The sequence below is a fragment of the Burkholderia sp. YHN3-13 genome, from assembly GCF_055810675.1.
In genome coordinates this window covers 12037-36218 of record NZ_JBVVNQ010000033.1, presented here as the reverse complement: position 1 = coordinate 36218, position 24182 = coordinate 12037, and the positions used below count along the sequence as shown (strand labels likewise).

Below are 24182 nucleotides of genomic sequence, written 5' to 3'. Positions count from 1 at the left end.
CGGGCTGCCGGATCCTGGTGACGCTGCTGCACGAGATGGCCAAGCGCGACGCGAAGCGCGGGCTGGCGTCGCTGTGCATCGGCGGCGGGATGGGTGTCGCGCTCGCGGTCGAGTGCGTCTGAGCAGGGCTTGGCGACACGGTTCGCCGCGGCGCCGGCTGGCACCGCAGCGAACCAGACGGGTTTCGCGCATGACAAGCAGCCAATAATACGCGCGAAGGTTCCGGTGCGTACCGCACCCGCGACGCGGGCGGTGGCGTATCGAAGCGGTGGGGCGGCAGCAGGTACGATGCCGCCGCCCCGCATTCATCGATTACTTTTTTTGTCGGTAATTTATAGGATGACTAAGCGAATTGCAATTGTGACTGGTGGAATGGGCGGTCTTGGCGAAGCGGTCAGCATCAGGTTGAACGACGCGGGCCACCGGGTAGTCGTCACGTATTCGCCGAACAACGCCGGTGCGGACCGCTGGCTGACCGAGATGCATGCGGCCGGCCGGGCGTTCCATGCGTACCCGGTGGACGTGGCCGATCACGATTCGTGCCAGCAATGCATCGAGAAGATCGTGCGGGAGGTCGGCCCGGTCGACATTCTCGTGAACAACGCGGGCATCACGCGCGACATGACGTTGCGCAAGCTCGACAAGGTCAACTGGGATGCCGTGATCCGCACCAACCTCGACTCCGTGTTCAACATGACGAAGCCCGTCTGCGAAGGCATGGTCGAGCGCGGCTGGGGGCGCATCGTCAACATCTCGTCGGTGAACGGCTCGAAGGGTTCGGTCGGCCAGACCAACTATGCGGCCGCGAAGGCCGGCATGCACGGCTTCACGAAATCGCTCGCGCTGGAGATCGCGCGCAAGGGCGTGACGGTGAACACCGTGTCGCCGGGCTACCTCGCGACGAAGATGGTGACGGCGATCCCGCAGGACATCCTCGACTCGAAGATCCTCCCGCAGATTCCGGCGGGCCGGCTCGGCAAGCCCGAGGAAGTCGCGGCGCTGGTCGCTTATCTGTGCTCGGAGGAGGCCGGCTTCGTGACGGGCTCCAACATCGCGATCAATGGCGGCCAGCACATGCACTGACGCGCGGCGGCCCGCACGGCAGTCGCGCACGTGACGGGCCGCGTTCTGCACTATCCAGTGCCGGAGCGGCGGCAGGCGCGCCGCTTCGGCCTCGCATTCGGGAGAACGCATGGGCGACACCTGGATCGGAATCGCGATCGGCGGCACGGCGCTCGCCGTCGCGCTGACAGTGGCGGTCTCGCTCTACTGGCTCGAGCGGCGCCGCGCGCGGCAGCTGCGGAACTTCGATCATCGCGACGGCGGGCTCGTCGCGTACGGCAGGTGCTTTGCGCGCAGGCCGGTACGACAGGCACGCCGCATGCGCGGGACGCGTTGACGGCGGCAGCCTCGCGGCCGTGACGCGTTGCGATCGATGAATGGTCATTCGTTGATCGCGGTCCGTCCGCGCACGACGCGCGTGATCAATCGCTCGTGCCGCTCTTTCCGGACGACTCGCCCGAGTCGCTCTTGTGGAAGATCCGCTTCGTCGTGCGCTTGGTGGCATCCCAGCCTTCGCGCGACGCGTGTGCGACGCCGTGCCCGACTGCCTTCGCGGCGCTCGCGGTCGCGTGGCCGAAGCTGCGCGCCGCCTCGCCGGTCTTGTGCGCGGCTTCCTTCGAATCGCGCTTGATGTCCTGCTTCACTTCCGACATGTCCGCGTGCGCGATCGGGCTGATCAGCGCCAGAACGAGCGCGGTACCTATGAACTGACGAACTTTCACGACCTGGTTTCCTTGGGGTTGGTTTCTTCAGCGAGGATTCGGGGTGCCGGCAGGCGCCGGTCGAAACGTGCCCGCGGCCGACGCGTCGAGCATCACCGCGGCGCGGCCGGACAGCAGCACGCGGTCGCCGCAGCGCAGCGCGAAGCCGTACAGCACCGAGCGGTCGTCGCCGCTCACGCGTTCCGCCTCGACGACGAGCGGCTGATCGAACGTGTCCAGCCGGTCGACGAACGCGTCGACGTTGCGCATGCTCGCGAGATAACCGACGCGCGGGCGGGCTTCGTGCGCCCCGAGCAGCGCGCCGTGCACGGCCATCGCCTGCGCCGCGTATTCGATGCCGCAGACCGACGCGAGCCGGCCGTGCGAGCGCAGCGGGTTGTGCGGATCGCGATGGCTCGTCGCCGTGCAGCGGATCCGTTCGGCGTCCCATGCATCGACCGTATCGAGCATGCACATCGCGCCGGCGTGCGGAATGTGCGCGGCGATCCAGGCGCGATCGAGCGGCGGCGCAAGCGGACGCGCGGCGGTCATCACGCCCGCTCCGCGAAGCGCTCGGGGATCGCGATGTCGATCTGCACGCGCGTATCGCCGAGATAATCGAGCACGACACGCGTCGACCGCCGCGTGGCCAGTGCGTCGAGCAACGGCAGCACGCGCGCGGCCGGATTGCCGGCGCGCAACGCATCGAGTTGGGCATGCGCGAGTGTCGTCGCGGGCGCGTCGGTGAGCCGCACGTCAATACGGGCGAGCGCGCGTTCACGCTCATCGGGTGCGAGCACGAGTGCGACGCCGAACGCGTCGTCGATCGGCCGCACCGCGCGCAGCGGTTCCGGATAGTCGGTGTCGTACGCGATCAGCAGCGTCGGCGTGCGATCGACCGCGACCTGGCACAGGCTCTCGAGCAGGCCGGCGGCAAAGCTGCCGTCGTGCGCGCACAGCACGTTCGACGTCGCCATCGCACGGGTCGCGATGCTCCAGTAACCGGCCGGCGCGTTGTGCACGGAGTTGTGAAAGCGCGTCGGCGACAGCTGGCGATCGTCGCCGGCCAGCGTCTCGCAGATCGCGTGGCAATTCTGGCCGTCGCCGCCGGATGCGCTGAAGACGGTCGCGAGCGTCGCGGCATCGCGGTCGCTCGCGGCCACGGCTTCGTGGCCGACCGCGAGCGCCGTGCGCACGACGGGGCCCGTGCGGCGCCGCTCGGCCGACGGCAGCCCGGCCGGCGGCGGCAGCGCGGTGCGCGCGGGCGCATAGGGTGCGCGGCCCGCGAGCACGTCGGCCGCGTGTGGCCAGTCGTTCAATCCGGGCCCGACGAGGCCGATGCTTTCGATGAAGGCGGTGAGTGTCATGGCGGGCCTCAACGGCGTGCGTGATCGGCGCGGCCGAGGATCAGGCTGCAATTGGTGCCGCCGAAGCCGAATGAATTGGACAGGACGGCGCGCACACGCGTGTCGCGGCTCGCGAGCACGTAGTCGGCCGCGAGCGCCGGGTCGGGTTGCGTCGTGTTGATGCCGGCCGGCACGAACTGCTCGCGCAGCGCGAGCGCGGCGACGACGGCTTCAAGCGCGCCGGCCGCGCCGAGCGTGTGGCCGGTCGCGCCCTTCGTCGAACTGGACGGCGTGCTGGCGAACAGCGCGCCGACCGCGCGGCTTTCGGCCGCATCGTTGCTCGGCGTCGCGGTGCCGTGCAGATTCACGTAGTCGATATCGCGTGCGCCGAGGCCGGCGGACGCGAGCGCTTGCTCGATCGCGGTGCGCGCGCCGAGCCCTTCCGGATGCGGCGACGACATGTGATGCGCATCGCTCGATTCGCCGATGCCGAGCAGCAGGATCGCGTCGTCGTCGAGCGCGGCGGGCGGGCCGGGCACGCGCTCGACGAGCGCGAACGCGGCGGCCTCGCCGATCGAGATGCCGTCGCGCGCGACGTCGAACGGCCGGCACGGCCGGCGCGACAGCAGCTCGAGCGAATTGAAGCCGTACAGCGTCGTCAGGCACAGCGAATCGACGCCGCCGACGACGGCCGCGTCGATCAGCCCGGCCTCGATCATGCGGCGCGCGGAGCCGAACACCTTCGCGCCGGACGAGCACGCGGACGAGATCGCCATCGCCGGCCCGCGCAGCGCGAAATACGCGCGCACGAATGCCGCCGGCGAATACGGGTTGTGCGTTTGCGCATAGCGGAAGCCGGCCGGCAGTGCGCCGTTCGCCGGGTCGCGGTGCCGGTATGCGTGTTCGGTCTCGAGGATGCCGGCCGTGCTCGTGCCGACGAACACGCCGACGCGTGCCGCACCGTAGCGCGCGACGGCCGCCGCAACGCTTGCGTCGAAGCCGTCCTGCATGAGGCCGAGCTGCGCGAGGCGGTTGTTGCGGCATTCGAAGTCGGCGAGATCCGCCCGTACGGGGTGTGCATCGACCCCGTCCACCGCGCCGATCCACGTGTCGAGGTTCGCGCGCTCGAAGTCGCACGGCGTGAGCCCGCCACGAGCGTGGCGCAGCGCATCGAGGGTCGCGTCGAGGCCGCGGCCGATGCAGCTGGTGGCGGTGAAGTGCGAGAGCAGGAGAGGTTTCACGAGGGTCGCATCCGGTGGCCGGAACGGGCGCCGCAGCACGGCTGGCAGGCGCGCCGTTCGAGGTCAGATTTTATCAAACGGGGGGGCCGGAACGCCCGGCTGGCCGGACGGTTCGGGCGCGAGCGCCGCGCGCAGCGTGGTCCAGTGCAACTGCGCATCGGCGGCGGCGTGCAGTACCGCCTGCAGCACGTCGAGCACGACCGGTTCGCCGCGCGCATCGCGTGCCGCGTGACCGTCGTGCACCAGCAGGATGTCGCGCGCATCGAGCCCGTGCAGCAGGCGCTGTGTGACGATCGCGGCATCGCGGGTGCGCGTGTCGAAACCGCGCCGCGTCCAACTGGCGAGCTGCAGGCCGAGTTCGCACAGCACCGGTTCGAGAAACGGATTGCGCAGGCCGGCCGGCGCGCGGAAGAACAGCGGGCGCGTGCCGGCGATCTCGGTCAGCGTCCGTTGCGCGGCCGAGATCTCGCGCCGCAGCGCGGCGGGCCCCGACAGCGAGAACGTATGCCGGTGCCGCTGGCTATGGTTCTCGACCGCATGGCCGCGCGCGACGATCGCCTCGATCCACCGCGGATGACGGCGCGCGAGATCGCCGATGCAGAAGAACGTCGCGCGCGCGTCGTAACGGTCGAGCAGGTCGAGCACGCGCGGCGTGACGTCCGGGTCCGGGCCGTCGTCGATCGTCAGCGCGATCCGGCGGCCGGCACCCGTCGGCAGACGCGTCCAGTTCGGGCCGAGCAGCGCGCTGCGCGGCCACAGGCCGGCGGCCGTCAGCGCGAGATGCGACGCGACCACGCCACCGACGGCCCACGGCCACGCGGCCGGCTGCGCGATGACGGCGGCCGCCGCACCCGCGTGCAACGCGGCCGCGCCGGCGATCAGCGGCGTCGGTTTCCAGCGGCGCGCATCGCCGGCCCGATGCGATGGAACGGACGGCGGCGCGTTCATGCCGGACTCCGTTGACGACGATCGCCGGCCGCCGCGGCGCGCGGCGCGAGAATCGCCGCGAAGGCGAGCGCGAGCATCGCGCCGGGGCCGACGGTCAGCCCGAAGGTTTCGAGCAGCGGCACGCGCGACAGCGCGAGCAACCCGAAGCCGGCGACCGTCGCGAGGTTCGCGATCAGCAGCGACACGAGCGTGTACGGCGTCACGGGCTGCGCGTCGTCGCGCTTGCAGAAGAACAGCGCGTAGTTCGAGCCGACCGCGACGATCAGCAGCATTCCGACGAGATGCAGGATCGTCAGTTGCACGCCGGCCAGCGCGAAGCCGGCCGTCACGACCAGCACGGCCGCGACGAGCGGTGCGAGCGCGCGCGCGGCAACGCGCGGCGAGCGCAGCGCGATCAGCATCAGCACGGCGATCGCGGCGAAACCCGCGAGCGACAGCCGGATGTCCTCGCGCACGTAGCTCACGTAGAGGCGATCGGCTTCGGCCTTCATGTCGACGAACAGCGCGTCGGGCACGCCCGCGCGCGCGACGGCCGCGCGAATCGGCGTCGCGTCGAGGCCGGCCGCCGGTTGCGCGGCGCGTGCGGCGTCCGGCGCGCGCAGCGGCAACATCGCGTTCCAGCGGCCGTCACGTTCGGTCAGCAGCGCATCGACGGCCAGCGCCATCGACGTGCCGCGCAGGTCCGCGCGCGTCAGCAGCGGCGCGTGGCGTGCGGCGTCGACGTCGGCGATGAACGGTGCGAACAGCTCGGGCTTCACGGCGATCGGCTGGTTCGCGACGGCGTCGCGCATCCGGGCGGCGAGCACGTCCGCATCCGGCAGGCTCGCGAGGCGCGCGCGCTGCGCGGCATCGCTCGGCAGGTAGCGCGCGGGACTTTCGAAACCGGCGAGCGCGCCCTGGTCGACGAGCGGCTGCAATTGCGCGGCGACTTTCTCCGCGCCTTCGAGCGCGGCCTGTTCGGTCGGCGCGGCGATCACGACGAGGTAGCGCACGTCGGGCGCGCCGACGTCGGCGCGCAGTCGCGCGTCGAGTGCCTGCGCCGGCGCAGGCACGGGGCTGAGCGCGGCGAGTTCGCGGCTCCACAGGCCGTCGCGATGCAGCACGAGCGTCGCGGTCGCGGCGACCACGAGCGCGGCGAGCGGCCAGCGCAGCCGCGGCGCGGCATCGGCCGCCCGTGCGAGCGCCGCGCCGATGCGCGATACGTCGCGGATCGCGACGTGCTCGCCGCGCAGGTGCGGCAGCACGAAGCGCGTGACGAGCGCGGCGGCCGTCAGCCCGACGATCGAATACAGCCCGAGCTGCACGAGGCCCGGGAATCCGGAGAACAGCATCGACGCGAATCCGCACACGGACGTCAGCACGCCGAGCCGGATCGTCGGCCAGTACGCGGCGACCCATGCGCGTGTCGCGTCGCCCGGGCGCGCGGCGCCGCGCGTGCCGGCCTGCGCCGATTGCACGAACAGGTAGATCGAGTAGTCGACGGCTTCGCCGATCAGCGTCGTGCCGAAACCGAGCGTGAGCCCGTGGACCGTGCCGAACGCGACGCTGACCGCCGCGATCCCGGCCGCGACGCCGGTCAGCACCGGCAGCAGCCCGAGCGCGAGCGTGCGCGGCGAACGGTACAGCGTGAGCAGCAGCGCGACGATCAGCACGACGCTCGCCGTCGACAGGCGCTCGACGTCATGCCGGATCGTGTCGCGCGTGTCGACCGAGAACACGCCGGGGCCCGTCATCGCCAGCGTGTTCGCCGCTGCATTCGGGACGGCCTGTTGCGCGGCGGCGAACGCGCGGCGCACCGTGTCGATCGCGTGTGCCTGCGCGTCGGTATCGGCGCCGGCGGCGGCCGTCTGCACGACGAGCACCGCGCGCGTGCCGTCGCGCGATGCCCACACGCCGTCGCGGCTCGCCGGTTCGGCCGCACTGTCGAGCTGGTCGACGAGCGCGGTGACTTCGCCGGTCGGGTCGCGCGGCAGCATCGCCTTGGCGACGAGGCCGGCCGACGAGCTCAGCAGGTCGAGGCTGTCGCCGAGCGCGCGGTGCAGGCCGTCGGCGCTGAAGCGCTGCGGCGTGACGGCCGGGCTCAGCAGGTAGCGGTGATCGAAGACGAACTGCCGGTCGCGCGCGTCGTTCGCGGCTTCGCCGTTGTGCACGGCCGCGAATTGCGGATCGGCGCGCAGCGCGCCGGCGACGCGCCGCGACAGTGCGGCACGCGTGGCCGCATCGCCGCCGTCGATCGCGACGAGGATCAGCCGCGACACGATGCCGTCGCGCAACTGGTCGACGAGCACGCGCTGTCCGGCGCTCGGCGAACTCGGCAGGAAGGCGGACAGGTCGGCCGTGAAGTGCGCACGCCCGATCGCGACGCCGCATGCGGCGAGCACGAGCAGCCACACGAGCACCGCGCGCTGCCGCCACACGTGCAGGCGGCGCGCGACGAGGGAGGGGCGCGTGCGTTCGGCCATCAGTTCGCGGTCGCCGCAACGGGTTGCAGGCGCATCACCGACCGGTCGCCGTCGGCCTGCCGGATCGCGACGCCGCGCAATTCGTCGCGCGTGCCGTCGAGCGTGATCGTGCTGACGACCTTCAGCATTCGCGCGTCGAGCGGCGTGAGCGTCAGCGTCCAGTCGTCGCCGCGCCCGGAAAGGGCGACCTTGTACACCTGTTCGAGCGCGAAGCGGTTGCCGGCGAGCGTCGCGCGGATGCTGTCGATGAACGCGCCGAGTTCCGGATAGCGCGCGAGCGCGAGCGTGAACGTGCGGTTGTTGCGCTCGACCGTGAGCATGTCGCCGTCGACCACGAGATGTTCGGGCTTCGGGCTCAGCGTGTGCTTTTCCAGATGATCGGGGGCGACGAACACGAGCTCGCCGGACGATTCGACCGGCTGCGTGGCGATCGACAGGTACTTCGTCTCGGTGAACGTCGCGCGTCCCGACTTGTGCCGCGCGAGCGTCGACATCAGCCGGTCGAGGTTCCACGCAGGCGTCGTGTCGGCCGCGCGCGCGGGCACGGCCAGCGCGAGCGCGGCGGCCGCGGTGGCGAGCAGGCGCGCGGCGCGGCGCGCCGCGAACGGAAGCGGAAAGCGGCGAACGGCGGTCATGCGTCGGAATCCCTCGTGGCGGGCAGGTCGGCACCGGCGTGCGCGGTGTCGCGGCGCGCGGCCGCGGCGTCGCCGTCTTGCCAGAAATCGAAAAAGTTGAACCAGTTGTACGGCGCCGCGCGGCAGTACTTGTCGAGTAGCGCGACGTAGCGCGCGAGTGCCGCGTCGACGGCCGCCGCGCGCGTGTCGCGCCGCACGTCGGAGAAATCGGCGAGCGTCTCGAAGTGCACGTCGTAGCGGTTGCCGTCGCGATAGAGGCCCGTCATGAAGATCACCGGGCGCTTGAGCATCGCGGCCATGTACAGCGGCCCGCGCGGGAACGCGGCCGGCGTGCCGAGCAGCGGCAGCCGCCGCAGCGACGCGGCCGCGTCGTCGAGCAGCGTGCGGTCGGCGAGCATGCCGACCATGCAGTTCGCGTCGAGGCGCTCGCGCACCTTCAGCATCGAGTCGACCTGCCCGAGCGGAATCACTTCGGGCTTCGCGGCCGGGTTCACCGCGGCGAGCGTCGCGTTGATCTTGCGCGCATTCGTCTCGTACATCGTGACGACGACGCGCAGGTCCGGATGCGTGCGGCCGATCGCGCGCACGACCTCGAAGCTGCCGAGGTGCGCGCCCATCAGGAACGCGCCGCGGCCGCCCGCGAGCGCACCGTCGACGAGCGTCTCGCCGTGCAGCCGGATGTCGAACAGGTCGAAGCGTCCGTTCATCAGGTAGATGCGGTCGTGAATCGTCGCCGCGAACGTGAACACGTGCCGGTACACGTCGCGCCAGCGCGCGGGGCGGCCGAGCACGCGGCGCAGGTAATCGCGCGACGCGGCGCACGCGGCCGGCGAGAACAGCACGAAGTACGTCGCGATCAGGTGCAGCACGAGGCGCGCGCGCTGCCGGCCGAAGCGCAGCGAGATCCACGTCATCGTGCGCAGCAAACCGGCGTTGCTGCGTTCCTGGCGTTCGGCCCACGCGGTGCGCTTCATGGCTGCGCGCCATCCCGCGCGGCCGGCGGCGCGGACAGCACGCCGGTCGCGACTTCGCGCGACCCGACGCGCAGCGTGAAGCGGATCGCGCCGCCGGCCGCGGTGTCGTATGCGAGATCGAGCGGTTCGCCCGGGGCGACCGGGCTCAGGAATTTCGCGGAACCGAGCCGCCATGCGTGCAGCGGACGGTTCAGCGCCGTGCCGATCGCGCGGATCGCGTGATCGAGCAGCACGACGCCCGGCACGACCGGATGGCCGGGGAAGTGGCCGGGCAGCGCCGGATGATCGGCGGGAATCGTGAACGCGAGTGCGGAGGCGGCCGCGGCGCGTTCGGGCGCCGGCGCGGCCGTGGCGCGCGCATGTTGCGCGACGAGCGCGGCGAGCACGTCGCGCGGCAGCTTGCCCGTTTCGTTGCGCGGCAGCGCGTCGACGAACACGAGCGGGCGCGGCATGAATGCAGGATCGATCCGCTCGCGCAGCGCGCGCTGCAGATCGGCGGCCGTGAGCGTCGGCGCGACGACGAGCGCGACGAGGCGCGTGACCGGTTCGAGGCCGGTATCGCCGTGCGCGGGCGCGGCTTCGTCGGGCATGAAGAACACGCCGTCGACTACCTGCGCAATCGCGTTGAGCTGATGATTCAGGTAGGCGAGCGACGTGCGCTTGCCGGCGATGTTCACGAGGTCGGCCTTGCGGCCGTGCAGCAGGAACCGGCCGTCGCCGAGCAGTTCGAGCGCATCGCCCATCGGCACGGGCGCCTCGACGTGCCCGCCCGATACCCACACGGTCGGCCCGCTGTCGTCGCCGTCCGGTTCGGCGCGCGCGTCGAGGCGGATGTCCGGGAACGGTTCCCACGCCGCGCCCCGCGACGTGCGGCGCGTCGCGATCTGGCCGGTTTCCGTGCTGCCGTAAATCTCGACGAGCGGCGCGTCGAGCGCGGCTTCGGCTTCGCACGCGAGTTTTTCCGACAGCGGCGCGGTGGCCGACAGCACGAGGGCCGCCGGCGGCAGCGCATGGCCGGCGGACAGCAGCGCCCGCAGGTGGATCGGCGACGTGACGAGCACGCGCGGCTGCGGGATCGCGTCGAGCTCGTCGCGGATGTCGACCGGGTAGAACGGCTGGCGGTTGCTGAACGCGAGGCCGCCGATCAGCGCGAGCAGCACCGTCGACTCGAAGCCGTACATGTGCTGCGCGGGCACCGTGCCGATCAGCGTGGCCGCGCGCCCGTCGAGCAGCCCGAGGCGGTCGGCCGCCGCGCGCACGCAGCCGACCAGGAAACCCCAGGTCTTGCGGTGCGGCACCGGCGTGCCGGTCGAGCCGGACGTGAACACGTAGGCCATGATTCGCGCCGCGTCGATCCGCGGCACGGCGAACGGCGCGTCGTCCGCAAGCGCGCCGGGCGCGGCATCGGGATAGGCGAAGCGCGGCAGGTCGATCGTGCAGTCGGGCGCGTCGTGCAGGCAGAACGCGTCGGGTGCGAACGAGGCGAGCTGGCGGACCATTTCCGGCGTGTGCGTCGACGGCAGCAGGCTGATCTTGCCGGCGACGAGCGCCGCGCACAGGCTGACCGCGAAACGGTAGCGGTCGCGGCACACGTTGAACACGTGGCCGCCGGCGGGCAGCGCGGCGGCCACGCGCGCGACGTCGGCGACGAACGCGCGCACGGTGACGGGCGTACCGTCGCGCCAGGCGATCGTCTGGTCCGGCGAGGAATGGAATACCAGCGGGTGAGTCGGCATAAATCGGTCGAAACGGGGGCGAAGGCCGGCGCGGCGGCGCGCCGGTCATGAATTCATCGTGACGCCTGCGACGCGTGTGCCGTCGCGCGGTACGCGCGCACCGCGTCGGCCATCCGGGGCCGCGGTTCGTGCGGCAGCGCGAAGCGCCGGCACGCATGCTCGGCGGCGAACATCACGGCGACGAGCGGCAGCGACAGGTAGTTCGCGAACGTCGACCACGTGACGATCGGCGCGGTCGCGAACAGCAGCGTCGACACGGCGGCGGTCGCGACGAAGAACAGCGTCCACGCGAGCGTGATTCGCCGCGTGTAACGCGCGACGGCCGGCGTGACCGTGCCGTGGATCATCGCCGCGAAGCGCGTGCACAGCGGCACCTGGCCGGCCGCGAGCGTGCGGCCGAACAGCAGCGCCATCGCGAGGTTGAAGCTCGCGTGTTCCAGATACAGGCCCCATTCGAAGTGCCGCGCGAGCGGCGCGCGAGCCCCCCACAGCGCGGCGGCGGCCAGCAGCCACGCCGGCACGAGCCATGCGCGCCGCGGCGAACGCAGCGCCGCGCCGAGCGCGAGCAGCAGCGGCGGCACGAGCGCCATCGCGAGCCCGAAGCCGTGCGCGCCCGGCGTCGCGCTCGCGTAGTGCGCGCCGGCCTGGTAGGCCGCCACGGCACCGACCGCTGCCATGCCGCGCAGGACCGACAGCAGCCGGCTCATCGGCCGCCTCCGTGCGCACGGCGCGGGCACCGGGCCGCGGCCGCGGCACGGCGGCGGACGGGCAGGCGAACCGGAACGGAGCGGAAGGGCGGACGCGGCATGACTGGAGACATCGGGCGGATCGTGGCCGGACACGGTGGTCGGGCCGTCAAACATCATATGAATGGCGGCCGGGACGCGGGTCCGGGCCGGTGGTCGGGCACGCTCATTTTAGGGCCGCGGCGCCGCGCGTTCGGGGCCGGTGCGACCGGGTTTTGTAACCGATTGTATGGCACCGGGCGAACGGTTTCGCGGGGTCGGTCCATTTCCATCCAAAGCGGCTCAAGCGTCTCGTGCATTCGCGTCGCGAAACGGGCCGCGGCGCCGGCTCGCCAGTCTGTAACCATTCACGGTATACGCCCCGATACCCTTCGTCTAGAATCCGCGTAACTTTTACAAACCATCCCCAGACAACGCAGGCGGGGAAGCCGGCAGACGCCGGAGGGACGGAGATTGGCACGCGCCGGGCGTGCACGACGGTTGCCTTTTCCGGGCGCCTTCCGCTGCCATGGGCCGCCTGCCCGCACGCATGATGAACGCACTGGAACAAGAGCTCGCCACGCTGATCATCGGCGAACTGAATCTCGAAGACGTCCCGCTCGACACAGTGACGGCCGACACTCCGCTGTATGGCGAAGGTTTCGGGCTCGACTCCATCGACATCCTGGAAATCGCGCTGCTGATCTCGAAGAAATTCGGCTTCGAACTGCGCTCGGACAATCCGGACAACCAGACGATCTTCGCGACGCTCGGCGCGCTGGCCGCGTACGTCGCCGCGCATCGCACGAAGTAACGGTGGCGCGCAGTGCATGACGGGATGCGGCGGCGATCGGCGTACGGTTCGCCGTCGCGTCGATCGAGGTGAAACGCGATGAACGGAGCAATTCGATGCGGGCGCTCGTGACGGGCGGCAGCGGCGCACTCGGGCAGGCGATCTGCACGGCGCTCGCGCAGGCCGGCCATGAAGTATGGGTGCATGCGAACCGCCATCTCGCGCAGGCGGAGGCGGTCGCGCAGCAGATCGTCGCGGCCGGCGGCAGCGCGCATGCGATCGCATTCGACGTGACCGACGCCGAAGCGACGCTCGCCGCGCTGAAGCCTTTCATCGACACGTCGCCGGTGCAGATCCTCGTCAACAACGCAGGCATTCACGACGACGCGCCGATGGCCGGCATGTCGCAACGGCAATGGCACAGCGTGATCGACGTGACGCTCAACGGCTTTTTCAACGTCACGCAGCCGTTGCTGCTGCCGATGATCCGCACGCGCCGCGGGCGGATCGTCAACATCGCGTCGGTGGCCGGCGTGACCGGCAATCGCGGGCAGGTCAACTACGCGGCCGCGAAGGCGGGGCTGATCGGCGCGACGAAGTCGCTGTCGCTGGAGCTCGCGTCGCGCGGCATCACCGTCAACGCGGTGGCGCCCGGCATCATCGAATCGCCGATGGCCGAACAGGCGTTTCCCGCCGAACGCATCAAGCAGCTCGTGCCCGCGCAACGCGCGGGCCGGCCCGACGAAGTCGCGGCGATGGTCGCGTATCTGGTGTCCGACGCCGCGGCTTATGTGACGGGGCAGGTGCTGTCCGTCAACGGCGGTCTCGCGTGACGACGCGCGCCGCGTCCGTCGCGTAACGCAACGCGGCGCAGGGCCGTGTTGCCGCGCGGCCCGCGCCGCATAGTGAGGAAATCGAAGTGTCCGTGCATCCCGTCGACGCCGAACGGCGCTCGTGTTCGCCGCCGTCCGCCACCGCGCCGTTCGCGCATGGCGGCGACCGCGCGCTGCGGCTCGTCCAGATGAGCCATGCGCGGCTCGTCGCGTTGCTGCATGCCGCGCGGCTCGACCACGTCGTGCCGGGCGCGCTGGGCGCGGTGTGCATCGGCGCGGCCGGCTCGCATGCCGATGCCGCGCAACGGATCCTTGCCGATACCGCGCCCGACCTGCCGGTCGCACCGGTGCGGATGGCGCTGCTCGGCGCCGATGCCGCGCCGCACGACGCCGTCTGCGAAATCTGGCAATGCGATGCGCGCGACCTGCGCAGCGAACGGCGCGGCGCGCTGCACTACCGCTACAGCGAAACGGCCGGGCTCGTGTTCGGCAGCCTCGTCGTGCAGGAGACGCATGTCACGCACAATGCGTATGACGGCGGTACGCCGCTCGAGCGCGCGACGTTCGATGCATACCGCATGCTGTTCGACCTGCTCGATGCGCTCGACATGCCGCATCCGCTGCGCATCTGGAACACGGTGCCGGCGATCAACGCGGTGCAGTTCGGGATCGAGCGCTATCGTCAGTTCAATATCGGTCGCCAGCAAGCGTTCGACGCGTGCCATCGCGCGCTGACGGGCGGCGTGCCGGCCGCGTGTGCGCTCGGCTCGGTCGTGCCGGTCGCGGGCGACGCGCCGCTCGCGGTTCATTTCCTCGCGAGCCGCACGCCGGCCGATCCGGTCGAGAATCCGCGCCAGGTGAGCGCGTACCACTACCCGGCGCAGTACGGCCCGCGTGCGCCGACGTTCGCGCGCGCCGCCGCGTGGGCCGCTGGGGCCGCGGCGCCGGTGCTGTTCGTATCGGGTACCGCGAGCATCGTCGGGCATCGCACCGTACATCACGGCGACGTCGTCGCGCAGACGCGCGAGACGGTCGCGAATCTCGCGGCCGTGCTCGAGCAGGCCGCGCGGCAGGGGCATGGCCCGTTCTCGCTCGCCGACCTGAGCTATCGCGTCTACGTGCGCGACGCCGGCGATGCCGCGGCGCTCGCCGCGATCGGGCGCGTGCTGCGCGACGCGGCCGGGCCACGCGTGCGGCCGCTGTTCGTGCACGCGGACGTGTGCCGCGACGACCTGCTGGTCGAGATCGAGGCCAGTGCGGGACATGCAATGGAGTGGCTGTCATGAAGCGCGAGAACCTCACGATCCGGCAACCGGCGAATGGCGTCGACGATGTCCTCGACGAAGCCTGCCGACGTTCGCCGGCAAGTCATAAAATTTTGTCAGGATCCCCGTCTTCGCAATCGGCTGTTTCCATGTCCAAGCTGCACGCCTCGTCCACCCATCTCGTGCTGATCCCGAGCTACAACCCGGGTGTCAAGGTCGACACGACCGTGCGCCAGGCGCGCGCGCGGTGGAACCCGGTGTGGGTCGTCGTCGACGGCAGCACCGACGGCAGCGCCGAACGGCTGCAGGCGATGGCGAAGCGCGATCCCGGATTGCGCGTGATCGTGCTGCCGGAGAATCGCGGCAAGGGCGCCGCGGTGCTCGCGGGGCTCGACGCGGCGGCCGCGAGCGGCTTCACGCACGTGCTGACGATGGATTCCGACGGCCAGCATCCGGCCGACCTGATTCCCGCCTTCATGGCCGCGTCGCAGGCCGAGCCCGACGCGATGGTGCTCGGCGTGCCGAAGTTCGACGCGAGCGCGCCGCAGCTGCGCGTGCAGGGCCGCCGGCTGTCGAACGCCTGGGCCGACCTCGAGACGCTGTGGGCCGGTATCGGCGATTCGCTGTACGGGTTTCGCGTGTATCCGGTCGCGCCGCTCGCGGCGATCATGCGGCGCCAGCCGTGGATGCGCGGTTTCGACTTCGATCCCGAAGCGGCCGTGCGGCTGTGCTGGGCCGGCGTGCGCCCGATTCGCATCGACGCGCCGGTGCGCTATTTCGGCCGGCACGAGGGCGGCGTCTCGCACTTCCACTATGGCCGCGACAACGCGCTGCTCGCGTGGATGCACCTGCGCCTGTTCGCCGGTTTCGCGGTGCGCCTGCCGATGCTGGTCGCGCGGCGGTTGACGCGGCGCAGCAACCAGACCGCCTGAGCGGCGGCCGGCCCGGTTTCCGTCCCGAACGTCGCCCGGGGGCGACGATTGCTCCGTTTTTTGTCGTCAATTCGGTGACGAATCGCGTCTTAATTTCAATTCATCGAGTAATGAAGGTGTCATCCGATGTAAACATCTGGTAATTTTCTGCCGGATTATGCAAAATCGCCGCTCCCAAATACAACTATCGAGGGATTCCGGGATGCAACTCAAGAAAGCGGTGGCGGCGTGTGGCGTGGCGTTCCTGTTGAGCGCATGCGGCGGGGTACAGAGCCTGGACGCGAACAGCCTGACGTCGGCGGGGACGAACCTGTACAAGGCGGCGACGCTGTCGGACAGCGACATCGCGGCACTGTCGAACGAATCGTGCAAGTCCAGCGACGCCGAGTCGAAGATCGCGCCGGCGAACAGCGCATACGCGAAGCGCCTGACGAAGGTGATGAAGGGCTTCGGCGACATGACGCTGAACGGCCAGAAGATCAACTACAAGGTCTACATGACCAAGGACGTCAACGCGTGGGCGATGGGCAACGGCTGCGTGCGCGTGTACAGCGGCCTGATGGACATGATGAACGACGACGAGCTGCGCGGCGTGATCGGCCATGAAATGGGCCACGTCGCACTGGGCCACTCGAAGAAGGCGATGCAGACGGCGTACGCGGTGAGCGCGGCGCGCAGCGCGGCCGGCGCGGCATCGCCGGGCGTCGCGGCGCTGTCGAGCTCGCAGCTCGGCGACATCACCGAGAAGTTCATCAACGCGCAGTTCTCGCAATCGCAGGAAAGCGCGGCGGACGACTACTCGTTCGACCTGATGAAGCAGAAGGGCATGAGCCAGAAGGGCCTCGTCACCGGCTTCCAGAAGCTCGCGCAGCTGGACGGCGGCCAGAGCTCGATGATGAGCTCGCACCCGTCGTCGGCGAGCCGCGCGCAGCACATCCAGGATCGCATCGCGAAGGGCAGCTGATCGCGCGACGCGCATGACGAATCGCCGGCCCGCGCCGGCGATCGGCACGCGAAACGAAAAACCCCACGCCCGTTCGGGCGTGGGGTTTTTGTCTTGTGGGGCCGCCGGTGCGCCGCTTACGGCACCATTCCCGGCAGCACGTACGCCTGTACGAGCGTGATCAGCCCGACGATCACCGCGAACAGCAGGCTGTGCCGCACCGTGAAGCGGAACAGCTCGGATTCCTTACCGACGAGGCCCGTCGCCGCGCATGCGACCGCGATCGACTGCGGCGAGATCATCTTCGCGGTCACGCCGCCCGTCGTGTTCGCGGCGACCGCGAGTGTCTCGGGCACGCCGAGCTGGTGCGCGGTGGCCTGCTGCAGCGAGCAGAACAGGGCGTTCGACGAGGTATCGGAGCCCGTCAGGAACACGCCGAGCCAGCCGAGGAACGGCGAGAAGAACGGGAACGCGGCGCCGGTCGCGGCCAGCATCAGCGCGAGCGTCGACGACATCCCCGAGTAGTTCGCGACGAACGCGAACGCGAGCACGAGGCCGATCGACAGGATCGGGCGCGTCAGCTCCTTCAGCGTCTCGCCGAACGTGACGAGCGCGTCGCGCGGCTTCATCTTCAACAGCGCCATCGAGATCAGCGCGGTCACGAGGATCGCGCTGCCGACCGCCGACACCAGATCGATCTTCAGCACCGCGTCGAGCGCCTTCGGCGTCGCGGCGATCGGGGCGGTCTTCACGACGAGCTGATCGAGCCCGGCCACGTGGAACTTCAGCACGGTCGACGCGAGCGCGCCGTGTGCGGCGAACAGCGCCTTGAACGGCGCGAGGCTCCAGACGGTGACGACGGCCGTGAGAATCAGGAACGGCGACCACGCGCGCACCGTCTGCGCGAGCGTGTACGGCGACGCCCGGCGGCTCGTGCCGGTGCCGAAGCCGGTGCCGCTCGCGCCGAACCCGGCCAGCGCCGCGCCGCCGCCGGACGCGACGAGGCCGCCGGCCGGCTGCCGCGCGGTGCGCGGCTGCCACACCTTCAGGAACGCCGCGAGCGCGACGAGGCTGACGAGCGACGACGTGATGTCCGGCAGCTCGGGCCCGATGTGGTTCGACGTGAAGTACTGCGTGACCGCGAAGCTGCCGCCCGCGACGAGCGCGGCCGGCCAGGTCTGCCGCACGCCGCGCAGTCCGTCCATCATGAACACGAGCCAGAACGGCACCGCGAGCGACAGCAGCGGCAACTGGCGGCCGGCCATCGCGCCGATGTGGAACGGATCGATGCCCGTCACCTGCCCGGCGACGATGATCGGAATGCCCATCGCGCCGAACGCGACCGGCGCGGTATTTGCAATCAGACACAGTCCTGCCGCATGCAGCGGCTTGAAGCCGAGACCGACGAGCAGCGCGGCCGTGATCGCGACGGGTGCGCCGAAGCCGGCGGCGCCTTCGAGGAATGCGCCGAACGAGAAGCCGATCAGCAGCATCTGCAGGCGCTGGTCGTCGGTGATCGACAGCACGGACGCGCGGATGATGTCGAACTGGCCGGTCTTCACGACGATCTTGTACAGGAACACGGCCGCGACGATGATCCATGCGATCGGCCACAGGCCGTAGGCGAAGCCGAAGCCGGCGGCCGCGAGCGCCTGCGGCATGGGCATCCCGTACGCGAGGATCGCGACGCCGAGCGACAGCAGCAGCGTGATCGCGGCGGCGACATGGCCTTTCATCCGCAGTGCGGCCAGCGCGACGAAAAAGAAGATGATCGGAATCGCGGCGACGAACGCCGACAGCCCGAGGCTGCCGAGCGGCGTGTAGATCTGATGCCAAACCTGCATGGGTGTCTCCTCCATGGATTTATCGGGGTACGGGTTTGAAAGCGGGGGCGCTATTCGGGCTGGCCGCGGGCGCGCAGCAGGTCGGACAGGCTGCGCGGCGCCGGTTCGAGCGGCGTGCGGTGCTGCGTCCAGCCCATCTGTTTCGCGGGCGTCAGCGCATGCAGGCGCGTCGCGGCCCAGCGGAACGCGCGGTACGCGCGCGGATGCGCGAACGCGCCCGACCAGAAGCGCCACACGAGGTCTTCCGCGCGGTTGTAGTTCGCGCCCTGGCCGCGCAGCGGATGCGCGACGGGTTCGTCGGGCTTGCGGTTCGCCTCGGTGCGCAGCCGCACGAGCAGTTGCGGGATCGGGATCCGCACCGGACACACCTCGCCGCATGCGCCGCACAGCGTCGACGCGGTCGGCAGGTCGGCCGTCGCGTCGAGGCCGAGCAGGTGCGGCGAAATGATCTTGCCGATCGGGCCCGGGTAGGTCGTGCCGTACGCGTGGCCGCCGATGCGCGTGTAGACGGGGCAGTGGTTCATGCACGCGCCGCAGCGGATGCATTGCAGCGTCGCGCGCAGCTGGTCGTCCGCGTATGCCTGCGTGCGGCCGTTGTCGAGCAGCACGAGATGCAGCTCGCGCGGGCCGTCACGTTCGCCGTCGCGCCGCGGGCCCGAGATCAGGTTGAAGTAGGTGGTGATCGCCTGGCCGGTGGCCGAGCGCGTGAGCAGGCTCGACAGCGGCACGATGTGCTCGAGCTTCTCGACGACCTTCTCGATCCCCATGATCGCGATGTGCGTGTCGGGCACCGTCGTCGACAGGCGGCCGTTGCCTTCGTTCTCGACGAGCCACAGCGTGCCCGTGTCGGCCGCCGCGAAGTTCACGCCGGACAGGCCGATGTCGGCTTCGGCGAATGCGCGGCGCAGCGCGCGACGGCCGGTCTGGATCAGCTCGTCGACGTCCTCCGTGTAGCGCGTGCCGGGGATGTGTGCCTCGAACAGCTCGGCGATGTCGCCGCGCGTCTTGTGGATCGCCGGCATCACGATGTGCGACGGCTTCTCGTCCGCGAGCTGCACGATGAATTCGCCCATGTCGGATTCGATGCAGTCGACGCCGTGCTCCGCGAGGTAATGGTTCAGCTCGATTTCCTCGCTCGCCATCGACTTGCCCTTGATCACGCGGCGCGCCTTCCTCGCCTGCGCGATGCCGAGCACGATCGCGTTCGCGTCGGCGGCCGTCTCGGCCCAGTGCACGTGCACGCCGGCCTCGGTGAGCTTCGTCTCCAGCCGTTCGAGCAGCGCGGGCAGTTGCGCGAGCGCGTGCTGCCGCACGGCTTCGCCGAGATCGCGCAGCTGCTGCAGTTCGTCGTCGTCGGGGAATTGCGTCGCACGCTTGCCCTGCAGGAAGTCCATCGCGCCGCGAAAGCTCCGGCGCAACGCGGGATCGTCGAGCGCGGCGCGCGCGCGGCTCTTGAAGTCGCCGGGGGCGACGAATTGCAGCGTGTGGTCGCTCATCGCGGCGGCTCCTCGCAAGCGGGTGCGGCCGACGAGGCGGCCGAATCGGTGACGATCACGACCCACAGGCGGCGCGGGCCGTGTGCGCCGTAGGCGAGCGTCTGCTGGATGTCGGAGGTCTTGGACGGGCCCGACACCAGCACGAGGTTGGTCGGCATGCCGGCGTGCCAGCGTTCCGCCCGGACGGCCGCGTGCAGGTCGGCATGCAGCGTGTTCGCGTGGACGAGCGCGACATGCAGCGGCGGCACCAGCGATACCGTGCGCGGCGTGCCGGCATCGGGCGCGAGCACGACGGTGCCGGTGGCCGCGATACCGGAGCGCGCGACGGTGAAGCCCGCATCGATCGTGTCGAACAGCTCGGCCTTCCATGCGTCGATCGGCCGGTCGAACGGCACCGGTGCGACTGCGTCGGGCAGTGCACGGGCGAGCGCCGCGGATTCGGCGCGCGCCGGGTCGAGCAGCAGGCGGCGCACGCCAGCGTCGGCGAGGCGCGCGGCAAGCTGCGCGGGCCATGCGTCGGCGCTCGCGCACCAGACGTCCGCGTGCGATGCGGCAAGCGCGGCCTGCATCGCCTGTGCGAGTGCCTGCGGGTCGCGTCCGGTCGAGGTGCGGCGCCTGTCGTAATGCGTGTCGATGCGCGCGTCCAGCGCGGGGGCGGCCGTTGCGGCGACGCCCGGCGAGGCGGCGCGCAGGCGCGCGAGAATCGCGGCGCGCGCGCTCATCGCTTGTCTCCGCGCAACGAGGCGGCGCCGGACGTACGGCGCCACAGGAAGCTCGCGAGATGCTCGACCGGCAGCGGCGCGCCGGCCTTGGCCGCGGCGTGGCCGATGTTCAGCAGGCAGCCGCAGTCCGCGGACACGAGCCGGTCGCAGCCCGTCGCGCAGGCCGACGCGACCTTGTCGCGCACCATCGCGCCGGAGATGTCCGGATGCTTCAGCGAGAACGTGCCGCCGAAGCCGCAGCACTCGGATTCGCGTTCGTGCTCGATCCGGGTCACGCCGGGCAGCGCGTCGACGAGCGCGACGCCATGGACGCGCGTGCCCATCTCGCGGCGGGCCGCGCACGACGTGTGCAGCACGACGCGCTCGTCGGGCCCGGCGCCGGCCGTGGCCGCGTCGAGCCGTACGTCGAGTACGTGGACGAGGAATTCCGCGAGTTCGTAGGTCCGTTCCGCGATCGCGCGGGCCTTCGGGCCGTTGACGGGATCGTCCGCGAACAGCGCTGGCCAATGGTGCCGGATCATGCCTGCGCACGAGCCGGACGGCACGATCACGGGCCACGGCTCGGCGAACAGGTCGAGCTGCGCGGCCGCGACGCGGCGCGCTTCGTCGGGATTGCCGCTGCTGTAGGCCGGCTGCCCGCAGCAGCTCTGGCGGCGCGGATAGTGGACGGTCAGACTTTCGCGCTCCAGCAGGCGGACCGCGTCGAGCCCCGCTTCGGGGACGAACAGGTCGACCAGGCAGGTCGCGAACAGATAGACGTGCGCGGGGACGGCGGCGGGGTACTGCCTTTCGTTCATGTCTCGCTCCAGGGGCGACGGCCCGGCATGCGGGTCGACGATTTCGCTGCATAATTCCCGCGACGGCGCCGCGGCTCAAATTGGTTGGGCCAATCGGCGTGACAGGCATTGAGCGGGGAGAGGCGGCGATGGCAGCGATGACGGCACGGGGCCGGACCGAAGTGGTGATGCGCAAGATCGAGACGGCGCTGCTCGACGGCACCTGGCCGGCCGGTGCGCGGCTGCCGGCCGAGCGCGTGCTCGCGCAGCAGTACGGCGTCGCGCGTAATACCGTGCGCGAGGCGACCCAGCGGCTCGTCGCGCGCGGGCTGCTGCAGAGCCGGCGCGGCGCGGGGGTCTACGTGACCGACCAGTTGCGCGCGGGCATCGCGTCGCCGTGGGGCCAGCTGGTCGCCGATCATCCGGCGCTGCGCGACGACATCCTCGAATTCCGCCGCGTGCTCGAAGGCGCGACCGCTTATTTCGCCGCGCTGCGGGCCGATGCGAACGACCGGCGCCGGATCCGCGCGCTGCTGCGCGAACTCGAAACCGCGCACGCGAACGACGACGCGGCCGTCGAGGCCGCGACCGACGCGAAGCTGCACGAGGCGATCGCGCTCGCGTCGCACAACACGATGTTCCTGCACCTGCATACGAGCGTGATCGGGATGCTGCGCGAGCACATCTCGATCAACGTGGCGGGCATGACGATGGATGACGAGCAGGCGTCCGAGCTGCTGTTGCAACAGCACCGCGTCGTGTGCGACGCGATCTGCGCGCAGCGGCCCGAAGAGGCGCGCACCGCGATGCAGACGCACATCGACTATGTGCGCAGCCATTTCGAGCGCAGCGGCGACGGGCAGTGAGATTGGTCGGACCACATCCGCTCGAGGCGCGTCCAGCCGGCGGATTGGGCATCTCCGGGCGTCGCCCGTCGGCAGCCGCCCGCGCGCGGGCCGCCGTGCGCCGCCCGCGCGATTGACCGGGTCGTCGGCCGCCCACTAGAATCGGCCGGAGCGGCGCGCCAGCCGCGCGCCGCGGCGAATGCGGACCGTCGTTCCGCCAGTCGAGGAAGCTCCCGTGCTCACGTCCTTCATCCGGCGCGCGCCGGCCGCGCCGTCATGGCGTGCCGCATGCCGCCCGGCCCGTGCGCTGGCCGTCTGCGCACTGCTGTCGCTCGTCGCCGCGTGCGCGACGCATCCGCCCGCCACCACCCTCGATCGCCCGGTTTCGCATGCGTTGCCGCCCGACACCGCGACGCCGCTGCGCGACGCGCTGGCGGCACCCGAGGCCGCGCATCCCGGCCAGTCGGGCTTCCGGCTGCTGGCCGATGGCGCGCAGGCGCTGCAGATGCGCATCGCGCTCGCCCGCGCGGCGACGAAGACGCTCGACATGCAGTACTACATCGCGACCGAGGACACGACGGGCAAGCTGCTGCTCGCCGCGGCACTGTACGCGGCCGATCGCGGCGTGCGCGTGCGGATGCTGGTCGACGACCTGAACTTCCGCGACATCGACCGCGTGATGGCCGCGCTGAACACGCACCCGAACATCGAGATCCGCGTGTTCAACCCGTTCGGCGCGTCGCGGCAGGGGATGGTCGAGCGCACGACCAACTTCTTCACGCGCATCGACAGCTTCACGCGCCGGATGCACAACAAGGCGATGATCGCGGACAACCAGCTCGCGATCGTCGGCGGCCGCAATCTCGGCGACGAATACTTCAGCGCGAGCCCGACGCTGCAGTTCCGCGATCTCGACGTGCTCGCCGCCGGCCCGGTGACGAACGACGTGTCGGCGAGCTTCGACACGTACTGGTCGAGCGCGAGCAGCTATCCGCTGCGCGTGCTGAATCACCAGTCGTTCGATCCGAAGGAACTCGACGCGATGCGCGACGGGCTGCGCAGCCACTGGCGCGAGAACGCCGAGCCGTACAACGCGAAGCCGCTGAACGCGACGCCGCTCGCGCAGCAGATCGCGCGCGACGAGCTCGGGCTCGTGTGGGCGCCGGCCGAGTTCAAGGTCGATGCACCCGACAAGGTCGCTCGGCCGACCGACGCGTACGTCAGCCCGCCGATGCAGCGCCTCGTCGAACTGACGCGCGGCGCGCAGCAGGAATTCCTCGCGTTTTCGCCCTATTTCGTGCCGCACGACGCGGGCGTGAAGATTCTCGGCGACACGACCGCGCGCGGCGTGCGCGTCGCGATCCTGACGAATTCGCTCGCCGCGACCGACGCGGTCGCCGTGCAGGCCGGCTACGCGCCGTACCGCGTGCCGCTGCTGCGGCACGGCGTCGAGCTGTACGAGTTCAAGGCGCAGCCGGGCCGCCAGCGCCCGCGCCTGTTCGGGTCGCGCTCGCGCGCGAGCCTGCACGCGAAGGCGTATGTGATCGACCGGAAGATCCTCGTGATCGGCTCGATGAACCTCGACCCGCGTTCCGCGCACCTGAATACCGAACTGGCGCTGGTGATCCACAGCCCGGCGCTTGCCGAGCAGGTCGCGACGATCTTCGCGCGCGTGACGCAGCCGGACGAAAGCTACCGCGTGAGCCTCGCCGCGCCGGCGGGCGGCGGGTCGTCCGAACTCGAATGGACGGGCGTCGACGACGGCCAGCCGGCGACCTATCGCGTCGATCCGCACGCGGGGCTGATGCGCAACCTGATGACGGGCATCTTCACCCTGCTGCCGGTCGACGATCAGCTTTGAGCGCCCCGGCAAACAGGGGGCGGAAGCGCTCCGGCTAAACCC

Annotated in this window: 23 protein-coding genes and 1 pseudogene; 10 read left to right on the top strand and 14 right to left on the bottom strand. The window is 70.8% G+C overall.

Going from position 1 to position 24182, the window contains the following annotated elements; all coding sequences use genetic code 11:
- From AC0KUR_RS36260 to AC0KUR_RS36250, 3 genes and pseudogenes are all read left to right on the top strand, one after another.
- A pseudogene (locus tag AC0KUR_RS36260) lies at window positions 1-122 on the top strand (acetyl-CoA C-acetyltransferase); the annotation flags it as partial.
- Between the two features lie 217 nt (window positions 123-339).
- The gene (phbB, locus tag AC0KUR_RS36255) at window positions 340-1083 is read left to right on the top strand and encodes an acetoacetyl-CoA reductase (protein WP_473377255.1); all 744 of its coding nucleotides are present in this window, start codon (window positions 340-342) and stop codon (window positions 1081-1083) included.
- Between the two features lie 109 nt (window positions 1084-1192).
- Window positions 1193-1399 carry a hypothetical protein gene (locus AC0KUR_RS36250; RefSeq protein WP_059557097.1) on the top strand — a complete coding sequence of 69 codons (207 nt, stop codon included), beginning with the start codon at window positions 1193-1195 and terminating at the stop codon, window positions 1397-1399.
- Window positions 1400-1484: 85 nt separating this feature from the next.
- On the opposite strand, the gene AC0KUR_RS36245 is transcribed toward AC0KUR_RS36250, so the two are convergent.
- From AC0KUR_RS36245 to AC0KUR_RS36200, 10 genes are all read right to left on the bottom strand, one after another.
- Entirely contained in the window at window positions 1485-1784 is a 300-nt protein-coding gene (locus AC0KUR_RS36245) for a hypothetical protein (RefSeq protein WP_049031537.1), read from the bottom strand.
- A gap of 27 nt (window positions 1785-1811) precedes the next feature.
- The gene (locus AC0KUR_RS36240) at window positions 1812-2315 is read right to left on the bottom strand and encodes a hotdog family protein (RefSeq protein WP_473377254.1); all 504 of its coding nucleotides are present in this window, start codon (window positions 2313-2315) and stop codon (window positions 1812-1814) included.
- Window positions 2315-3130: a beta-ketoacyl synthase chain length factor gene (locus AC0KUR_RS36235; protein WP_473377253.1), complete on the bottom strand. Its 816-nt coding sequence runs from the start codon at window positions 3128-3130 to the stop codon at window positions 2315-2317. Before AC0KUR_RS36235 ends, AC0KUR_RS36240 begins: the two co-directional genes overlap by 1 nt.
- An 8-nt stretch (window positions 3131-3138) precedes the next feature.
- Entirely contained in the window at window positions 3139-4350 is a 1212-nt protein-coding gene (locus tag AC0KUR_RS36230; RefSeq protein ID WP_059557118.1) for a beta-ketoacyl-[acyl-carrier-protein] synthase family protein, read from the bottom strand.
- Window positions 4351-4413: 63 nt separating this feature from the next.
- Entirely contained in the window at window positions 4414-5298 is an 885-nt protein-coding gene (locus AC0KUR_RS36225; protein WP_124671248.1) for a polysaccharide deacetylase family protein, read from the bottom strand.
- Complete coding sequence (locus AC0KUR_RS36220) at window positions 5295-7760, bottom strand: MMPL family transporter (RefSeq protein ID WP_473377252.1); 2466 nt, start codon at window positions 7758-7760, stop codon at window positions 5295-5297. The genes AC0KUR_RS36225 and AC0KUR_RS36220 overlap by 4 nt, the downstream gene beginning before the upstream one ends.
- Window positions 7760-8395 (bottom strand): LolA-related protein, encoded by a 636-nt coding sequence (locus AC0KUR_RS36215; protein WP_034189598.1) that lies wholly within the window; start codon window positions 8393-8395, stop codon window positions 7760-7762. Before AC0KUR_RS36215 ends, AC0KUR_RS36220 begins: the two co-directional genes overlap by 1 nt.
- Window positions 8392-9369 carry an LpxL/LpxP family acyltransferase gene (locus AC0KUR_RS36210; RefSeq protein WP_226253450.1) on the bottom strand — a complete coding sequence of 326 codons (978 nt, stop codon included), beginning with the start codon at window positions 9367-9369 and terminating at the stop codon, window positions 8392-8394. The genes AC0KUR_RS36215 and AC0KUR_RS36210 overlap by 4 nt, the downstream gene beginning before the upstream one ends.
- Window positions 9366-11105 (bottom strand): AMP-binding protein, encoded by a 1740-nt coding sequence (locus AC0KUR_RS36205; protein ID WP_473377251.1) that lies wholly within the window; start codon window positions 11103-11105, stop codon window positions 9366-9368. The genes AC0KUR_RS36210 and AC0KUR_RS36205 overlap by 4 nt, the downstream gene beginning before the upstream one ends.
- Window positions 11106-11158: 53 nt before the next feature.
- The gene (locus tag AC0KUR_RS36200; RefSeq protein WP_034189607.1) at window positions 11159-11812 is read right to left on the bottom strand and encodes a COG4648 family protein; all 654 of its coding nucleotides are present in this window, start codon (window positions 11810-11812) and stop codon (window positions 11159-11161) included.
- 547 nt (window positions 11813-12359) lie between these two features.
- On the opposite strand from AC0KUR_RS36200, the gene AC0KUR_RS36195 reads away from it, so the two are divergent.
- The 5 genes from AC0KUR_RS36195 to loiP all read left to right on the top strand — a co-directional run bounded on the left by AC0KUR_RS36195 (window position 12360) and on the right by loiP (window position 16617).
- Window positions 12360-12644: a phosphopantetheine-binding protein gene (locus AC0KUR_RS36195; protein WP_080287884.1), complete on the top strand. Its 285-nt coding sequence runs from the start codon at window positions 12360-12362 to the stop codon at window positions 12642-12644.
- 95 nt (window positions 12645-12739) lie between these two features.
- The gene (fabG, locus tag AC0KUR_RS36190; RefSeq protein WP_034189595.1) at window positions 12740-13456 is read left to right on the top strand and encodes a 3-oxoacyl-ACP reductase FabG; all 717 of its coding nucleotides are present in this window, start codon (window positions 12740-12742) and stop codon (window positions 13454-13456) included.
- A gap of 86 nt (window positions 13457-13542) precedes the next feature.
- The gene (locus tag AC0KUR_RS36185) at window positions 13543-14742 is read left to right on the top strand and encodes a chorismate transformation FkbO/Hyg5 family protein (protein WP_473377250.1); all 1200 of its coding nucleotides are present in this window, start codon (window positions 13543-13545) and stop codon (window positions 14740-14742) included.
- 128 nt (window positions 14743-14870) lie between these two features.
- Window positions 14871-15653 carry a glycosyltransferase family 2 protein gene (locus AC0KUR_RS36180; protein WP_034189593.1) on the top strand — a complete coding sequence of 261 codons (783 nt, stop codon included), beginning with the start codon at window positions 14871-14873 and terminating at the stop codon, window positions 15651-15653.
- 202 nt (window positions 15654-15855) lie between these two features.
- Complete coding sequence (gene loiP, locus AC0KUR_RS36175; RefSeq protein WP_034189592.1) at window positions 15856-16617, top strand: metalloprotease LoiP; 762 nt, start codon at window positions 15856-15858, stop codon at window positions 16615-16617.
- Between the two features lie 116 nt (window positions 16618-16733).
- Here the strand turns inward: loiP and AC0KUR_RS36170 are convergent, their stop codons facing one another.
- From AC0KUR_RS36170 to AC0KUR_RS36155, 4 genes are read right to left on the bottom strand one after another with little or no spacing between them, the layout of a single operon-like run.
- The gene (locus AC0KUR_RS36170) at window positions 16734-18440 is read right to left on the bottom strand and encodes a lactate permease LctP family transporter (RefSeq protein ID WP_206141386.1); all 1707 of its coding nucleotides are present in this window, start codon (window positions 18438-18440) and stop codon (window positions 16734-16736) included.
- A gap of 50 nt (window positions 18441-18490) precedes the next feature.
- On the bottom strand, window positions 18491-19936 hold the full coding sequence (locus AC0KUR_RS36165) for a LutB/LldF family L-lactate oxidation iron-sulfur protein (protein WP_473377249.1): 1446 nt from the start codon (window positions 19934-19936) through the stop codon (window positions 18491-18493).
- Window positions 19933-20658, bottom strand: a complete 726-nt coding sequence (locus AC0KUR_RS36160) for a LutC/YkgG family protein (protein WP_034189589.1) — start codon at window positions 20656-20658, stop codon at window positions 19933-19935. The genes AC0KUR_RS36165 and AC0KUR_RS36160 overlap by 4 nt, the downstream gene beginning before the upstream one ends.
- Window positions 20655-21455 carry a (Fe-S)-binding protein gene (locus AC0KUR_RS36155; protein WP_069706855.1) on the bottom strand — a complete coding sequence of 267 codons (801 nt, stop codon included), beginning with the start codon at window positions 21453-21455 and terminating at the stop codon, window positions 20655-20657. Before AC0KUR_RS36155 ends, AC0KUR_RS36160 begins: the two co-directional genes overlap by 4 nt.
- Before the next feature lie 128 nt (window positions 21456-21583).
- Here AC0KUR_RS36155 and AC0KUR_RS36150 point away from each other — a divergent pair, with 128 nt between their 5' ends.
- Window positions 21584-22300, top strand: coding sequence for a FadR/GntR family transcriptional regulator (locus AC0KUR_RS36150; protein ID WP_034189587.1), 717 nt, complete (start codon window positions 21584-21586; stop codon window positions 22298-22300).
- A 214-nt stretch (window positions 22301-22514) separates the two neighbouring features.
- The gene (locus AC0KUR_RS36145; RefSeq protein WP_034189586.1) at window positions 22515-24140 is read left to right on the top strand and encodes a phospholipase D family protein; all 1626 of its coding nucleotides are present in this window, start codon (window positions 22515-22517) and stop codon (window positions 24138-24140) included.
- Window positions 24141-24182 lie beyond the last annotated feature (42 nt).

Coding starts and splice junctions, on each gene's coding strand:
- phbB (WP_473377255.1), top strand. CDS start 340: ATGACTAAGCGAATTGCAATTGTGACTGGTGGAATGGGCGGTCTTGGC.
- AC0KUR_RS36250 (WP_059557097.1), top strand. CDS start 1,193: ATGGGCGACACCTGGATCGGAATCGCGATCGGCGGCACGGCGCTCGCC.
- AC0KUR_RS36240 (WP_473377254.1), bottom strand. CDS start 2,315: ATGACCGCCGCGCGTCCGCTTGCGCCGCCGCTCGATCGCGCCTGGATC.
- AC0KUR_RS36235 (WP_473377253.1), bottom strand. CDS start 3,130: ATGACACTCACCGCCTTCATCGAAAGCATCGGCCTCGTCGGGCCCGGA.
- AC0KUR_RS36225 (WP_124671248.1), bottom strand. CDS start 5,298: ATGAACGCGCCGCCGTCCGTTCCATCGCATCGGGCCGGCGATGCGCGC.
- AC0KUR_RS36220 (WP_473377252.1), bottom strand. CDS start 7,760: ATGGCCGAACGCACGCGCCCCTCCCTCGTCGCGCGCCGCCTGCACGTG.
- AC0KUR_RS36215 (WP_034189598.1), bottom strand. CDS start 8,395: ATGACCGCCGTTCGCCGCTTTCCGCTTCCGTTCGCGGCGCGCCGCGCC.
- AC0KUR_RS36210 (WP_226253450.1), bottom strand. CDS start 9,369: ATGAAGCGCACCGCGTGGGCCGAACGCCAGGAACGCAGCAACGCCGGT.
- AC0KUR_RS36205 (WP_473377251.1), bottom strand. CDS start 11,105: ATGCCGACTCACCCGCTGGTATTCCATTCCTCGCCGGACCAGACGATC.
- AC0KUR_RS36200 (WP_034189607.1), bottom strand. CDS start 11,812: ATGAGCCGGCTGCTGTCGGTCCTGCGCGGCATGGCAGCGGTCGGTGCC.
- AC0KUR_RS36195 (WP_080287884.1), top strand. CDS start 12,360: ATGGGCCGCCTGCCCGCACGCATGATGAACGCACTGGAACAAGAGCTC.
- fabG (WP_034189595.1), top strand. CDS start 12,740: ATGCGGGCGCTCGTGACGGGCGGCAGCGGCGCACTCGGGCAGGCGATC.
- AC0KUR_RS36180 (WP_034189593.1), top strand. CDS start 14,871: ATGTCCAAGCTGCACGCCTCGTCCACCCATCTCGTGCTGATCCCGAGC.
- loiP (WP_034189592.1), top strand. CDS start 15,856: ATGCAACTCAAGAAAGCGGTGGCGGCGTGTGGCGTGGCGTTCCTGTTG.
- AC0KUR_RS36170 (WP_206141386.1), bottom strand. CDS start 18,440: ATGCAGGTTTGGCATCAGATCTACACGCCGCTCGGCAGCCTCGGGCTG.
- AC0KUR_RS36165 (WP_473377249.1), bottom strand. CDS start 19,936: ATGAGCGACCACACGCTGCAATTCGTCGCCCCCGGCGACTTCAAGAGC.
- AC0KUR_RS36160 (WP_034189589.1), bottom strand. CDS start 20,658: ATGAGCGCGCGCGCCGCGATTCTCGCGCGCCTGCGCGCCGCCTCGCCG.
- AC0KUR_RS36155 (WP_069706855.1), bottom strand. CDS start 21,455: ATGAACGAAAGGCAGTACCCCGCCGCCGTCCCCGCGCACGTCTATCTG.
- AC0KUR_RS36150 (WP_034189587.1), top strand. CDS start 21,584: ATGGCAGCGATGACGGCACGGGGCCGGACCGAAGTGGTGATGCGCAAG.